Origin of the sequence: Sinorhizobium sp. M4_45 (assembly GCF_002885915.1) — a bacterium.
Taxonomy (GTDB): Bacteria; Pseudomonadota; Alphaproteobacteria; order Rhizobiales; family Rhizobiaceae; genus Sinorhizobium; species Sinorhizobium meliloti_A.
The window spans coordinates 702,645-717,570 of record NZ_NWVE01000001.1 but is presented as its reverse complement, the minus strand read 5'-3'; the positions used below and the strand labels follow the sequence as shown (position 1 = coordinate 717,570).

The window sequence follows — 14,926 nt, the reverse complement described above, 5'->3', positions numbered from 1 at the left end:
GCCGTGCCCGCTAGAATACCGCCAGCAGAAGCGCACCGGCCGCAATCAGACCGACGCCGAGCCAGTTGATCAGATTGAGCTTCTCGCCGAGAAAAAGCACGCCGAACAGCGCGACGAATATGATCGACAGCTTGTCGACCGGTGCCACGCGAGCGGCATCGCCCAGCTTGAGCGCGCGGAAATAGGCGAGCCACGACGCCCCTGTCGCAAGACCGGACAGGCCGAGGAAGAGCCAGGTTCGGCCGGAGATCTCCGTTGGGCGCTGCCATTGTCCGGTCACTGCAACGATGCTCACGACAACGACAAGAATGATGGCTGTTCGGATCAGCGTCGCGAAGTCGGAGGTGATGTCTGCGACGCCGATCTTGGCGAAAATGGCAGTTAGCGCTGCGAAGACCGCGGAGAGCAGCGCCCAGAACTGCCAGGCCTGCGTCATCAGAATTCCACGCCCTTCTGACCCTTGATGCCCGAGCGGAAGGGGTGTTTCACCAGTTCCATCTCCGTTACCAGATCGGCGATCTCGATCAGGTCTTCCTTGGCGTTGCGGCCGGTCAGGACCACATGCGTCATGTGCGGCTTCTCCTCCTTGAGAAAGCGCACGACCTCGGCGACCTCGATGTAGTCGTAGCGCAGCGCGATGTTGATCTCGTCGAGGAGCACCATGGAGTTGCGTTCGTCGCGGATGAGCTCCTTTGCCTTCTCCCACGCCTTTGCCGCCATTGCGACGTCGCGCGCGCGATCCTGCGTCTCCCAGGTGAAGCCTTCGCCGAGCGTGTAGAACTGGCAGATATCGCCGAAATGTTTCTCGATCAGATCACGCTCGCCCGTGTGCATGGCGCCCTTGATGAACTGAACGACGGCGCAGGGCATTCCGTGGGCGATGTGGCGAAAGATCATACCGAAGCCGGCCGTCGATTTGCCCTTGCCCTTGCCGGTGTGGACGATGATCAAGCCTTTTTCGTCCGTTTTGGTGGCCATGATCTTGTCGCGGGCGGTCTTCTTCTTCGCCATCTTCATGGCGTGGCGCGCTTCGTCCTTCTCGGCGATCGGTTCGCCGGTATTCGCGGTCTCGTCGTTCATGATGTCCTCCCTATTGGTTTCCGGCCATCAGGCGATCGGTAGCCGCGCGGCCGGAAAGGCTGTTCAGTTCGAATCGCGCCGAGTTGGAGCGCGGGTTCCATAGGCCGCGGTCGATCGCCTCCAGCAGCCTCTCCGATATTTCCGAAAGCGCGGCCGGGTTCTTTTCGCGCAGGAACCGGAGGACTTTTTCGTCGGCAATATAGGCCTGATAGGCTGCCTCGAAATGATGATCGCGCACCGCCCCGGTGGTCGCAGCGAAGGCGAACATGTAATCGATCGTCGCGGCGATTTCGAAGGCTCCCTTGTAGCCGTGGCGCATCACGCCGTCGATCCACTTCGGATTGACGACGCGGGCACGCACCACGCGGCCGATCTCCTCCTCGAGCGAGCGGATGACCGGCTTTTCGGGGCGCGAATGGTCGTTGTGGTAGATGGCCGGACGCTGACCGCCGAGATGCTCAGCCGCAGCGCTCATGCCGCCCTCGAACTGGTAGTAGTCGTCGCTGTCGAGCAGATCATGCTCGCGGTTGTCCTGGTTCTGGACCACGGCTTCGATCGAGCGCAGGCGCTCCTCGAAAAGGCCCCGCTCCGCCTTTCCATCCTCGCCGGCACCGTAAGCGTAACCGCCCCAGATGAGGTAAGCCTCGGCAAGATCGCCGCGCGTTTCCCAGTTCTTCTCATCGACAAGCGCCTGCAGGCCCGCTCCGTAAGCGCCGGGTTTCGAACCGAAGACGCGATAGGAGGCACGGCGTTGAGCCTCCTTCACGTCGGCGCCCCGCTCTTCCCACCGCCGCGTTTCGGCACGCATGCGGGCGGCGATCATATTGTCGGCATCGTCCTCGTCGAGCGCGCCGACCGCGCGGACCGCCTTGTCGAAGAGTGCTATCTGCTCGGGAAAGGCGTCGCGGAAGAAGCCGGATATACGCAGGGTGACGTCGACACGGGGACGGCCGAGAACGGCAAGCGGAACGATTTCGTAGCCGGTCACGCGGCGCGAGGCCATGTCCCAGACGGGCTTTGCGCCGATCAGTGCCAAAGCCTGGGCGATGTCGTCGCCGCCGGTACGCATGTTGGAGGTGCCCCAGGCCGTCAATCCGAAAGAGGACGGCCATTCGCCGTGGTCCTGCAGGTAGCGGCGGATAAGCAGCTCCGCCGATTTCCTGCCGAGCTCATAGGCCGCCGGAGTCGGCACGGAGCGGCTGTCCACCGAATAGAAGTTGCGCCCCGTCGGCAGCACGTCCGGACGGCCGCGCGTCGGCGCACCCGAGGGACCGGGGGCGACAAACCGGCCGTCGAGGCCGGTCAGCAGACCCTTGATTTCCGCCTCGCCGGAGCTCTGGATCGAAGGCTTCAGCCGCGTCTCGACCACGTCAAGTACGGCGCGGCTGTTGGTCCATCCCACCGGGCAGACGATTTCGCCTGAAACGAGCTTCGCTGCAAGCAGTTCGATGCGCTCGACGGTGTCGCCGGCGGTGCGCCATGGCGCATCCGAGAGGGCGGCGAGAAGATCGGGCTTCGGGCCGGCCCAAGGATCGGACATGACGCAATCGAGCGGGTCGAAGGGTTGCGGCAAAGCCACGTGCAATCTCAAGTCCGCCGCAATTGCCCGCTGCAGGCTCTGATCTCCGCCCTCACCCAGACCCCGCGGCACACGGGCGAGCGCGACCGTAAGATCGGTCAAAAGCCTTCCCTTCGGCGCCAGGCCGAAGATATGCAACCCGTCGCGGATCTGCATTTCCTTCAGGTCACAGAGATAGGCATCGAGTTTTTCGAGCGCCTGGTTCTCGCTGTCGCCCTTCTCGATGCCGGCGTCGTGGTCGAGGCCGATGTCGCGGACGAGATCGAGGATCTGCCGGCTGAGCAGCCTGAGCCGCCGGGGATCGCCGCCCGCAGCCTCGTAGTACTCGTCGACCAGCGCCTCCAGGTCCTTCAGCGGTCCGTAGGACTCCGCCCGCGTCAAAGGTGGCGTCAGATGGTCGATGATGACGGCGCTGGTTCGCCGCTTGGCCTGCGTGCCCTCGCCGGGATCGTTGACGATGAAGGGATAAAGATGCGGCATCGGGCCGAATATCGCCTCGGGGTAGCACTCTTCGGAAAGCGCCAGCGCCTTTCCGGGGAGCCATTCGAGGTTGCCGTGCTTGCCCATATGGACGATCGCATGGGCGCCGAATACCTCGCGCAAATAGGCATAGAAAGCGAGATAGCCGTGCGGCGGCACGAGGTCCGGATCGTGATAGGTTTCCTTCGCATCGATATTGTAGCCGCGCGCCGGCTGGATGCCCACGAGCACATCGCCGAAGCGCGCGAGCGGCAGGGCGAATACCCCGTCGATGTAGAAGGGGTCGGCCTGCGGCGCGCCCCAGCGCGCGGTCACTTCCTGCTGAATCTTTTTCGGAAGCGCTTCGAAGAAACCCTTGTAGCGATTCAAGGAAATCGTTTCGCGGATTTCACGGTCGCCGCTCGCCGCATTGGTCGGCCCGGCCATCAGAAAGCGGATCAGCGCGTCGCCGTCATCAGGAACATTGCCGACAGCATAGCCTTCCGCGGTCATCGCTTTCAGCACTTCGATCGTGCCGGCAGGCGTATCGAGACCCACGCCGTTTCCGAGGCGTCCGTCGCGGTTCGGATAGTTGGCCATGACGATGGCAACCCGGCGGCCACCGGGCGGGGTCCGGCGCAGCTTCGTCCAATTGGCGGCAAGGCGCGCCGCGAAACGTGCACGATCCGCAAGCGGCTCGTGTCCGACGATATTGGCCTCCACCAGCGGGTCGTAAACCGAGGCAGCCTTGAAGGAAACGGCACGGGAGAGAACCCTCCCGTCCACCTCCGGCAACGCGACATTCATGCCGAGATCGCGGGCCATCAGCCCTTGAGCCGAAGCTTCCCAGGCCTCCCGCGACGAGCCGGAAAAGATGACCTGCAGCACCGGCGCGCCGCCTGATTCGAGCACGGTCGGCTGGCGGTCCGCGCCGGGTGCGGAAACGGCAAAGCCCGTGGCGTTCATCACGACATCCGGCACTGCTTCGGCGAAGATCGCTTCGACCGTGCCGATCGAGACCGGATCCTTGAGGCTGGAGACGAAAACGGGGAGCGCCCGCACAGCCTCGGCCGCCAGAGCCTCGATCAGCGCCTCCACCGGCTTCGTCTCTCCGCTCTGGACGAGCGCGCGGTAGAAGCAGATGGCGACGGTGGGTTCGTGTTCCGCTCTGTCCACCTGACCGGGGGTTACAGCCGGACGCGCTTCGGACAGGCGCACCCATTCCTCGACGCCGATCACGCCCCTGCCAGGCCACCATATCCCCGCCTTGAGCAACGGCCGCGCCGGCTGCGGCTTGTCGCCGCCATCGATCAATACCTGCGCGTAATCGAGGAACAGGCCGGCATTCTCCGCGCCGCCTTCGGTGCAATACGCCCAAAGGCGCTGCCGATCTTCCACCGATACGGTGGAAAACGGGTCGAGGCCCGGGTCCGGCTTGTCGTCGCCCGGCAACACGGCGATCTGGAACTTATTCGCAACCGCCGCGGCGTAGAGCGCCTCGAGGACGTAACGGAAGTAGCTCGCACCACCGAGCGGCCGTACGACGATCAGTTTCGCATGCCTCGCCGTGCGTTCGACGTAAGTGTCGACCGACATGGGGTGCATGAGATTCATCAGGCTGGCGATCCGCAGGCTTCTTGCGCCCGCGCGCTGACGATGGGCAGCCGCGATCGAGGCAAGCTCCGTATCGGCCGCCGACAGGAACAATATGTCGCCCGGGCTCTGTCCCAGGTCGATCGCCTCATTACCGTCGGCGATCGTTCCTTTCTGAGCTAGGAGGAGATGCATGGATGCTCCCTGGACTCCTCGTTCAAATTCGAAGCCATTTCACGCGAGCGCCGAAATCGCTGCGCGCACGGCGGGCTCGTCCATGTCATGCAGCCCGATGACGACGAGACGCGTGCCGCGTGTTTCGCCGGAAGCCCATGCGCGGTCGAAATACTGGTCGATGCGGCTGCCGACCGCCTGGACCAAGAGGCGCATCGGCTTGCCCGGAACGTCGACGAAGCCCTTGAGGCGCAGCACGTCGTGCTTTGAGATGACGCCCTTGAGCTTTTCAATGAAAGCGGCAGGGTCGGCTATGGCGCCAAGCTCTACGACGAAGCTGTCGAACTCGTCATGATCATGCTCCTCGCCTGCCTCATGCTCCATCTCGTGGTGAGACTTGCGGTTGACGATATCGCCCTCCGTACCCACTCCGAGCCCGAGCAGGATGGCGGCGGCTACCTCGCCGTTCCTCGCCTCGATCATCGTCGGCTTGCGGCTGATGCGGGAGGCCACCTCTTCGCGCACGGACTGCAGCCCCGCGGCGTCGATAAGGTCCGTCTTGTTGAGAACGATGAGGTCCGCGGCGGTGAGCTGATCCTCGAAAAGTTCTTCGAGCGGGCTCTCGTGGTCGAGATTATCGTCGCCGACACGCAGCGCGTCTACCTTGTCGTGATCATCGGCAAAGCGGCCCGCGGCGACCGCCGCACTATCGACGACGGTAACGACGCCGTCGACCGTTACCTCGCTGCGGATGTCCGGCCAGTTGAATGCGGCGACGAGCGGCTGCGGCAGCGCCAGGCCGGAGGTTTCGATGACGATATGATCCGGCCGGTTCTCCCTCTCGAGCAGCTTCGTCATGGTCGGGATGAAGTCGTCGGCTACGGTGCAGCAGATGCAGCCATTGGTCAGTTCGATGATGTCCTCTTCCGAACAGGCTTCCGCTCCGCAGCCCTTCAGCACATCGCCGTCGACACCGAGATCACCGAATTCGTTGATGATCAGCGCGATGCGCTTGCCGTCGGCATTCTGCAGCAGGTTGCGGATCATCGTCGTCTTGCCGGCACCGAGAAAGCCGGTGATGACGGTAGCCGGTATTTTGCCCTGCGGCGCCCTTGCGAGTGTCATGGATCAACCCTTCATTTTCAGCGGCAGTCCGGCCGCGACAAAGTAAACTTCTGCGGATTTCTCCGCCACGATCTGGTGGAGCCGGCCGGCGTGATCGCGAAAGTCGCGCGCCATCCGGTTTTCCGGGACGATCCCGAGACCGACCTCGTTAGAGACGAAAACGAGTCGCGAGCGCGCCGCGGGCAGAAAGGCGGCGAGCGCGGCGAATTCGGCGGCCATGTCGCGCTCCTCCATCATCAGATTGGTCACCCACAGGGTCAGGCAGTCTATGAGGACAGCCCGGCTGGGCTCATCGATGCGGCGAAGCAGCCCCACGAGATCGAGCGGTTCCTCGTGGGTGGTCCAACCCTTCCCCTGCCGAGTAGCCTGGTGAAGGGCGATGCGTTCCCGCATCTCCTCGTCGAAGGCCCGGCCGGTCGCAAGATAGTGCATCGGAGACCCGGTGGCCTCGACGAGTTTTTCCGCGAAGGTGGATTTTCCCGAACGCGCGCCGCCAAGCACGAGGATCGGGCCGAGATTGGAAATGTCCATACCGCCTGCCCTAGAGAAGGCTATAGCGGCAACGGCGCGCGCCGAGAACGCGTTCGATCGAAGACCTGTGAGCCACGACAACCTCCGTGCTGGCATCGGGGAGCATCTCCCCTCGGGCGGAATGCCCTGACGAATGGCAGGTCTCCTGGCTCAGGGCGTCACGATCCTCATGGCCGCACGTTCGACGAACCGGCTCGGCCCGAAAAACGATGCGGCAAAAGACCGAACGGGCTCGCCTCGCCTTCCCGGCGTTTGCGGCATCGCGAAAGGCGGACGATTCGTAGAAGAAGAGGCGTCCTGCCTGGCTCATCGCAATGCCACGCCAGTGGCTTTTCCGACATGCCGCCAAACTTCACGAGACTGCCCCATGCAGCGCGTTGAAATCCGGCGAAATGCCCGATGGCGAACCCTGACCGTTCTACAGTCGCGGGGTCGGCTGCGATAAGGGCGCCCGGCGTGGGTCCGCCCCGTCGCATTCCCATTTACTCCCTCGCCCCACCTCGGCACGAGGGAACCATCCATACTGCGTTAATTATGAAGCGGCAGCGGCAAAGTCAATCGACGGCCTGCGACACTGGGACCGCCGATTACGGCAGAAATGCGCTTTCGCGCCGGCTACCCCGAACGGGTAGGCAGACACTTCCGGCCCGGCCATGATAAGAATGAATGCTTGGGGTCCGGCGACATTGTGTCGATCCGGTTATCATTCACGCTCATGATCCCCGGACCACGTCGGCCGCAGGAGATCATCGTGGAGGGTGCGATGTTTCACTTGCGTCGTGCCGCAATCGCTGCTTTGGCCGCAGCGTTTTACGGTTCCATGCCGACGATTGCCGCCGAACCGGTTGGAGAAGCGGTCCGGATCAGGACGGTCGTCACCGGCAGCGGCGGGCCGCTCGTGGAGCGGGACGCTGTTCACCGGGACGAGCGAATAAGCACGTCCAGATCTGGGCTCGGCCAGTTCGTGTTCCGCGACGGCAGTAAATTGGCGGTGGGGGCAGGCTCTTCCGTCGTCATCGACAAGTTCGTCTTCAACGATTCGAAATCGGTGCAGCAACTCACCGTCGCCGCCGCCAAAGGCACGTTCCGTTGGATCAGCGGAAATTCGAAGCACTCGGCCTATCAGATCTTGACGCCTGCCGGAACGATCGGCGTACGCGGAACCGTGTTCGACTTTTACATCGGCAACGACGGAACGACGGCGATCGTTCTCCTGGAGGGCGCGGCCCGGTTCTGCGGCCCGGCGGGATGCCAGCAGCTCACCCGACGCTGCGATTGCGTGATCGCAAAGCGCGACGGCACCATGACGGACACGCACAAGGCCGGTCGCCGCACACTGGCGACACTCGGAAACCGGAAGGCCCTGCCCTTTCTTTCGGGCGACCAAAGACTTTCTGCCTCCTTCGGCGGCATGAGCGGCAGTTGCGGTATTTCGGCCGCTATCGAGATCAAGCCGACCACGCCGGAACGGGCGCGGCCGCCCGAAAAAGCAAGCCCGCAAAAGGCGCCCCGCCCGGGCAAGACGCCCAGCAACGAGCCGGGCAAGCGTGGCCTCGACAAGGGGAAGAAGGGGCAGGACACGGGCAAGAAGGGCCAGGACACCGGCAAGAAGGGGCAGGACACCGGCAAGAAGGGCCAGGATAGCGGCAAGAACGGGCAAGTGGACACAGGCACAAAGAACGGCCGCGGTTAGAGCACTTCCAGGAAAAGTGTGTAACGGTTTTCCGTCCGGAAGTGCGTTGGATCAAATGGTCTCTCTATTCGGCGGATCTGACTTCGTCTGCGAACGGCAAAGGATCACCGGCAAAGTGGTCTGTCCGGCGCCCGATGCGGCGATAAAAATCCGATAATCCCCCGCAAAGAGCCGGAGCCTTGAGCTTTGCGGCATTGACAAGCTCTCTGCGGGGCCGTGACCTTAAACGCATCGCCCCGATCAACTGTTCATGAATGCGCTGCAGCTCGGAAAACTCGGCCGAAGCGGCCATATGCTCGTCACCGACCACGGCGAATACCCGCGTTCGCGTGCTCTTGCCCTTCAGCGCCAGCGCCCCCGCCTCCAGCACGGCGCACCGTTCGCCCAGATCCGCCGTCGTCTCGGATATCAGAATATCGAAGCCGACGTCCTTGCAGGCAGCCTCGATCCGGGCGGCGACGTTGACCGCGTCGCCGACGGCCGAATAGTTGAAGTGCATCTCCGCTCCCATATTGCCGACGCAGGCAAGCCCGGTATGGATCCCCACACCGATCGCCACCTTTTGGTCGCTCCCGAAGCCGAAGGCGTCGCTCTCGTTGAGGCGGGCGAGCGTCTCGCGCATGGCCAAGGCGGCGCGGATGGCCTTGCCGGGGTGATCGGCGACGTCGACGGGCGCATTCCAGAACGCCATGATCGAATCGCCGATGAACTTGTCGAGCGTGCCTTCATTGGCGATGACATGGCGGCTCAGCGCGTCGAGCAGCGTGTTGAGAAACCGGACCACCTCTCCCGGCGTCAGGCGCTCGCTGATCTCCGTGAAGTTGCGCACGTCGACGAACATGATCGTCAACTCACGGTCGTCGCCGCCGAGACGCAGGGCGTCATGCGTATGCTCGATGCGATAGAGGAGCGAGGGCGACAGGTACTGGCCAAAGGCGCGCCGAACCACGCGCCGCTCCCGGTCTATGACCAGGAAACGATAGGCGGTTGCCGCAAAATGGGTGATCGATCCGGCAAGGATCGGAGCCAGAGGGTCGAACAGCAGGCCTGCATAGAGGAAGGCTGACCAGGAGGCCGCGAGGGCCAGCGCGGTTATCAGAAGGCCGCAGGCAAGCGCGACGGCCGGGCTGACGAAGGTGGTCAGCAGGACGAGCAGGCTCCCTGCAGCCGCGATCGCAAGGATTTCCAGTCCGTCCGCCCAATCCGGACGGGAGAGGAAGCGGCCCGAGAGAACCTGCTCGACAGTCTGCGCGTGCAGCGACACGCCGGGCACGTTGTGTCCAAGAGCCGTGGTGCGGATGTCCTGCAGGCCTGCTGCCGACGTGCCCACGAATACGATACTGCCTTGGATCGCTGCCCTCGTCTCTGCGGAAACTCCGCCGGGCGCCAGCACCCGGCCGGCAGAGACATATCTTTCACCGCGATCGGGACTGACATAGAGCCAGAGTTCGCCCGCCGCGGTCACCGGCACCACGAATTCGCCGACCTTGATCAGCGTGATGGTATCAGGCGCATCCGGAGCACCCGCTACGATGTAGGTGGAAGCGCCCTGAGCCACACGCAGCGCTTCGAGGGCCAGGTTCGGATAGAGTTGCTCGCCATCGCTCAACAGCAGCGGGACGGCGCGCACAACGGCCGACGGCCTGCCGGGATTGAGGCTGATATGGCCCAGGCCCACGGCACTGGCTTCGAGTTGTGGCCTCAAAGGAGTCGCAGCCGTAAGCCGCGGCGGCGCATCGAGCGGACTTTCGCCGGTGAAGGCGAAACCCGCTTTCACCGGCGGCCGGTAGTTGCCTGCGTTGGAAAGGCCGAAACCGAGCACGACCGGCCGGTCGGCGATCGATCGGGAGAGTATCTCGTCATTGTCCGGCAGCCGCTCAAGGAGCGCCGGATCGACCCCGGCGACATCGCGCATGACGCTGCGCGGCGAAAGACGGTCGGGTTCGGAGAACAGGATGTCGAAGGCTATCACCGCCGCCCCCATTTCCGAGAGCCGGTCGACCAGTGCGGCAACGCGGTCGCGCGGCCACGGCCACTGGCCGAACTCTTTCAGCGACGCCTCGTCGATGTCGACGACGCGAACCGGAACGTCCTCGAAGCTGCGCGGCGCCAGGCGCTGATACTCGTCGAAAGTGAGATCTCGGGCGAGACGCAAAAGCGGCGGATCGCTTGCACGCAGCACGGTGAGCGCCGCGACGATCACCAGGCCGATAATGACCCCTATTAGCTGCGTGCGTGCCATGGCAGCGCCCTTCGCCCGGACGCCGTCGCCATGCACAGCGGCGAAGAGGTCGTCCTACCCGAAAACCATGCTGCATTTTTCGCAAGGCGTATGCAACGGAGAACGTGACGACGGGTGTAAAGCCTCAGGTCCTGGTTGGAAGCACCTTGTCGAGAAATGCAAGCATGGCGCCGTTGAACACGTCGGGCCTCTGCAGCGGCGCAAAGTGGCTGACGTGTTCAAGCGTGATCAATTCGGCTGCGGGAATGCTCCGCGCGAGATATTGGGCGTGCTCTCTCTTTATGAACTCGTCGTTCTCGGCCTGCACGATCGCGACCGGCACTCGGATGCCGGCGAGGTCGCCCGCCGAATAATTGGGTTGCGTACTCATCATCTCGCTGACGGCCGAGACGAAGTCATCGAACTCATCAGGCGTCGCCGACAATTCGGCATAGTCCTTCCGGTGCCGGGCGAAGCAACGGTCGATAACCGGAGTGGCCTCGAATTCTGTCGCGCCGCTCGGGTCCATGTTGCAGCCGAAGAAGAAGACGCCGGCAACGCGCGTTGGAGCCGCGCTCGCAAGCACGAGGCCGATGCACGCCCCGTCGCTCCAGCCCACCACGGCGAATTTCTGAAGCTTCAGCATGTCGGTGACGGCAAGGACGTCGGACGCCATCACTTCGTAGCTGTAGGGCCGCTCATCGCGCGTGCTGCGCCCATGTCCGCGGCTGTCGATGAGCACGACGCGACGGCCGGCCTCAAGAAGCGGCGCAAGCTGATAGCCCCAATTGCCGCTGTGGCCGAGGCCGCCGTGCAACAGGACCACCGGTGCTCCCGCGCCATATGTCGAATACCATATCCGGGCGCCATCGCGCTCCACATAGCCCTGCTCCGCGGCCGGAGGCAGAGCCGGTGCGCCCTGGGCTTCGAACTGCCGAAGATCGTCGTCGTATTGCTGCATTTCGATCCTTTCAACGAGCCGTTTTCTGCGCTTCCGACACGATACGGTCCGGGCGAGAAATGCCAAAAAGGCACGCCTCGTCCGGCCGGCCCTACCCCAAAAGCGTGCCGAGCCATGCCCGATCGAGTACCGCTTCGAGTTCCCCGGCAATCTCGTCGAGAGCCGCATCCACCGACTGGCGGTAATTGCCTCCCCCGCCTTCGATACCGAAGCTCCTGAGCAACGCGGAACGGTAGGCGTCGCTTGCGAAAAGACCGTGCAGATAGGTGCCCATCACGCGGCCGTCCGCCGACATCGCTCCATCCGGGCGGCCGTCGATCTCGACCGGCGCGCGGCTGCAATCGGCGCCGGTCGTCTTGCCGAGATGGATTTCGTAGCCTTCGAGCGCGACGTCGTATTCTCGCGACCAGGCGCGGCTGTTGCGAACCGTCTTTTCCGGAGCCATCTCCGTCTCGACGGAAAGCAGCCCCAGCCCCTCAATCGCGCGCTTGCCGCCCTCGATACCGAGCGGATCGGTAACCCGGCTTCCGAGCATCTGATAGCCGCCGCAGATACCGACGACCCGCCCACCGCGGCGCATATGCCGGTCGAGGTCCCGGTCCCAGCCCTGCCTGCGGAAATCCTCGAGATCGGCAATGGTGGACTTCGAGCCGGGTATGACGATGAGGCCCGCATCGTCTGGAAGCGGCGCCCCCGGCCGAACGAAGACGATGTCCACGTCCGGCTCCGCGGCCAGGGGATCGAGATCGTCGAAATTGGCGATCCGCGACAGGACGGGGACCGCGACCTTCAGCGCCTTGCCGCCGCCCCGCGTCAGCCTCTCGAGAACGACGGAGTCTTCGGCAGGCAGCCGCCCGGCACTTTTCAGCCAGGGCACGACGCCGAAGCAAGGCCAGCCGGTAAACTGGCGGACCGATGCGATGCCGTCGTCGAAGAGCGTAACATCGCCGCGGAATTTGTTGATGAGGTAGCCGGTGACCATGCGCCGGTCGTTCTCCGGCAGGATCGCATGCGTGCCGACCAGGGACGCGATAACACCACCGCGGTCGATATCGCCGACGAGAACGACGGGTACGTCAGCGCGGGTGGCAAAGCCCATATTGGCGATGTCGCCGGCGCGCAGGTTGATCTCGGCCGGCGAACCGGCGCCTTCGACGATCACGAGATCGGCGCCGGCTGACACCTGCTCGAAACTCTCCATGACAGAGCCGAGGAGCCTTGGCTTGAGAGCCTGGTAGTCCCTCCCCTTGGCCTGGCCGGCCACCTTGCCCTGGACGACGATCTGGCTGCCCACGTCCGATTGCGGCTTCAGGAGCACCGGGTTCATATGCACGGAGGACGGCACGCGTGCGGCAAGCGCCTGGAGCCATTGCGCACGGCCGATCTCGCCGCCGTCGTCAGCAACGGCGGCATTGTTCGACATGTTCTGGGGCTTGAACGGTTTTACGCTGAGGCCATGATTGGATGCGAGCCGGCAGAGGCCCGCCACCAGTACCGATTTTCCGACATCCGAGCCGGTTCCCTGCAGCATGATCTTGCGTGTCATGCCTTTCCCGTAGCATCGAAAGCGCCTGCCGCAAAGCTCCGTCCCGACGCGATTCCGCCGTGATTGCGTCACCGGCGGTCGCGGTGCGTTTCCGGCCTTCTTCAAGCGTTCTGGGGCGGGAGGATGAAACCTGTGTGCGGTTTATTTTTCAGGATCTGAAAATTCTCGCGAGCTAGCTCAATTGCGACATGCGGTGCCGAGCCTGGCATTCAAGCCGTCGCGGCAAGAGCCTATATCCGCGCCATCGAAACCCCGCCGGAAAATTGCCCGGTCTCCCAAGGTAGAAAGTCATGCTGTTCGTTTTCGGCAAACCCAACTTCGTTCAGATCGCCTGGAACTCCAAGGCGCCGAACGGCCAGTCCCGCGTCCGTAATGTAGTCGCGGAAGCGCCGGTCGGCCCACTCGGCCTCATCCGCACGTCCAACGTCGGATAAAGCGCCACGTCGCGTTCGAAGCCGCCCCCTTTTCGGGGCGGCTGCTTCACGATTCCCGCCCTGAAATGCAAAAGCCGCACCCAACCGTTGGAATGGAAGGGTGCGGCGATCAGATCGTTCCGCTGAATATCGGGTCCGGTACGCACTACCTGATCCGGACCTGCGGCAGTCGCCCGCCGCAGGCAGACAATTATCCCCACAACCTTACCGGATCGTTATTGAGGCCTTAACCAAAGGTGAATTTCGGCGATTTCGCCGTTCGCGTCCTCGGTACCGCGAGCTCCTCGCGGCGCAATATGCCGCCGGCGACCGGCGCCGGATCGAAAAGGTTGATTTCTCGACGCGAACACTTAGGCTTGCCGCAATGACAACGAAGTGGGCTGGCAGCTTCAGCGCGCGGGAGCGATTGGGCGGCGCTCCATCCACCATGTGTGGCCGCAGTGACGTGAAGGTGTCGACGGACATGAAAAAACTCCTTGCTACCCTCATCCTCACGGCGGGCATATGGTCTCTGGCGGGCCCTTCCGGTGCTGCCGAATGTGGCGGCGTCAGCATCGCCGAGATGGACTGGGCATCGGCGGGCGTCGCGGCTCACGTGGACAAGTTCATTCTGGAAACCGGCTATGGATGCAGCGTGAAGCTCGTCGCTGGCGACACGATGCTGACCTTTACCTCGATGAACGAGAAGGCGGAGCCCGACCTGGTGCCGGAACTGTGGATCAACTCCGTACGCACGCCTTTCGATGCCGCAATCAAGGAAGGCCGCCTCGTCGAAGGCGCCAGAATCTTGAGCGAAGGTGGGGTAGAGGGCTGGTGGATTCCGAAGTTCATCGCCGACGCGCACCCGGACATTCGAACGGTGCAGGACGCGTTGAAGCGCCCGGAACTCTTCCCTTCTCATGAGAACCCCGCAAAGGGAGCGGTCCACAATTGTCCTTCAACATGGAATTGCCGGTTCTCCACCGCCAACCTCTACAAGGCTCTCGAAGCGGACAAGGCCGGCTTCCAGCTGATCGATCCCGGTTCCGCTGCCGGGCTTGACGCGTCGATCGCCGATGCATTCGAGAAGAAGACCGGCTGGCTCGGCTATTATTGGGCTCCGACCGCCTTGCTCGGCAAGTACGAGATGACCTTGCTGTCTTTCGGCGTGGATCACGACAAGGCGGAATGGGACTCCTGCACTGCCGCCCCGAATTGCCCGACCCCAAAGGTAAACTCCTATCCGGTCTCGGACGTCTATACCGTGGTGACCAAGTCCTTTGCCGATCGAGCAGGCAGCGCCATGGACTACGTCCAGGCGCGGCAATGGGAAAACGCGACGGTAAACAAAGTTCTGGCTTGGATGGATCAGAACCGGGGGACGAACGAAAGCGCCGCCCGCTACTTCCTCGAAAACTTCCAGGAGATATGGACGCAGTGGGTAGGCCCGGAGGTCGCCGAAAAGGTGAAGGCCGCGCTCTAGATCACTGTGATCTTCGGTCGGATCGGCGCGAAATCGTGAAGGTGATGGATTCCAGCGCCCATTCGAGG

The 14,926-nt window shown here is 63.4% G+C and carries 11 protein-coding genes; 3 read left to right on the top strand and 8 right to left on the bottom strand.

Annotated features, from left to right (window positions below; genetic code table 11):
* Positions 1-10 precede the first annotated feature (10 nt).
* The 5 genes from CN933_RS03630 to cobU are packed head-to-tail and all read right to left on the bottom strand — an operon-like array spanning position 11 to position 6,541.
* Positions 11-436 (bottom strand): EamA family transporter, encoded by a 426-nt coding sequence (locus CN933_RS03630; protein ID WP_018095250.1) that lies wholly within the window; start codon positions 434-436, stop codon positions 11-13.
* Positions 436-1,080 carry a cob(I)yrinic acid a,c-diamide adenosyltransferase gene (gene cobO / locus CN933_RS03625; RefSeq protein ID WP_018095251.1) on the bottom strand — a complete coding sequence of 215 codons (645 nt, stop codon included), beginning with the start codon at positions 1,078-1,080 and terminating at the stop codon, positions 436-438. Before cobO ends, CN933_RS03630 begins: the two co-directional genes overlap by 1 nt.
* Before the next feature lie 10 nt (positions 1,081-1,090).
* Positions 1,091-4,906 carry a cobaltochelatase subunit CobN gene (gene cobN / locus CN933_RS03620; protein ID WP_018095252.1) on the bottom strand — a complete coding sequence of 1,272 codons (3,816 nt, stop codon included), beginning with the start codon at positions 4,904-4,906 and terminating at the stop codon, positions 1,091-1,093.
* A gap of 39 nt (positions 4,907-4,945) precedes the next feature.
* On the bottom strand, positions 4,946-6,010 hold the full coding sequence (gene cobW, locus CN933_RS03615; protein ID WP_018095253.1) for a cobalamin biosynthesis protein CobW: 1,065 nt from the start codon (positions 6,008-6,010) through the stop codon (positions 4,946-4,948).
* 3 nt (positions 6,011-6,013) lie between these two features.
* Positions 6,014-6,541 (bottom strand): bifunctional adenosylcobinamide kinase/adenosylcobinamide-phosphate guanylyltransferase, encoded by a 528-nt coding sequence (gene cobU / locus CN933_RS03610; RefSeq protein WP_018095254.1) that lies wholly within the window; start codon positions 6,539-6,541, stop codon positions 6,014-6,016.
* Positions 6,542-7,304: 763 nt separating this feature from the next.
* Between cobU and CN933_RS03605 the strand changes: the two genes are divergently transcribed.
* A complete protein-coding gene (locus CN933_RS03605) occupies positions 7,305-8,234 on the top strand; it encodes a FecR family protein (protein WP_018095256.1) in 930 nt (309 codons plus the stop codon).
* 64 nt (positions 8,235-8,298) lie between these two features.
* Here the strand turns inward: CN933_RS03605 and cyaD2 are convergent, their stop codons facing one another.
* From cyaD2 to CN933_RS03590, 3 genes are all read right to left on the bottom strand, one after another.
* Positions 8,299-10,476 carry an adenylate cyclase CyaD2 gene (cyaD2, locus tag CN933_RS03600; protein ID WP_018095257.1) on the bottom strand — a complete coding sequence of 726 codons (2,178 nt, stop codon included), beginning with the start codon at positions 10,474-10,476 and terminating at the stop codon, positions 8,299-8,301.
* Positions 10,477-10,600: 124 nt separating this feature from the next.
* The gene (locus CN933_RS03595) at positions 10,601-11,416 is read right to left on the bottom strand and encodes an alpha/beta fold hydrolase (protein ID WP_018095258.1); all 816 of its coding nucleotides are present in this window, start codon (positions 11,414-11,416) and stop codon (positions 10,601-10,603) included.
* A 91-nt stretch (positions 11,417-11,507) separates the two neighbouring features.
* A complete protein-coding gene (locus tag CN933_RS03590) occupies positions 11,508-12,962 on the bottom strand; it encodes a cobyric acid synthase (protein ID WP_018095259.1) in 1,455 nt (484 codons plus the stop codon).
* Between the two features lie 290 nt (positions 12,963-13,252).
* Here CN933_RS03590 and CN933_RS03585 point away from each other — a divergent pair, with 290 nt between their 5' ends.
* Positions 13,253-13,396 carry a hypothetical protein gene (locus CN933_RS03585; RefSeq protein ID WP_010969600.1) on the top strand — a complete coding sequence of 48 codons (144 nt, stop codon included), beginning with the start codon at positions 13,253-13,255 and terminating at the stop codon, positions 13,394-13,396.
* Positions 13,397-13,859: 463 nt separating this feature from the next.
* Positions 13,860-14,858, top strand: a complete 999-nt coding sequence (locus tag CN933_RS03580) for an ABC transporter substrate-binding protein (RefSeq protein ID WP_018095260.1) — start codon at positions 13,860-13,862, stop codon at positions 14,856-14,858.
* Positions 14,859-14,926 lie beyond the last annotated feature (68 nt).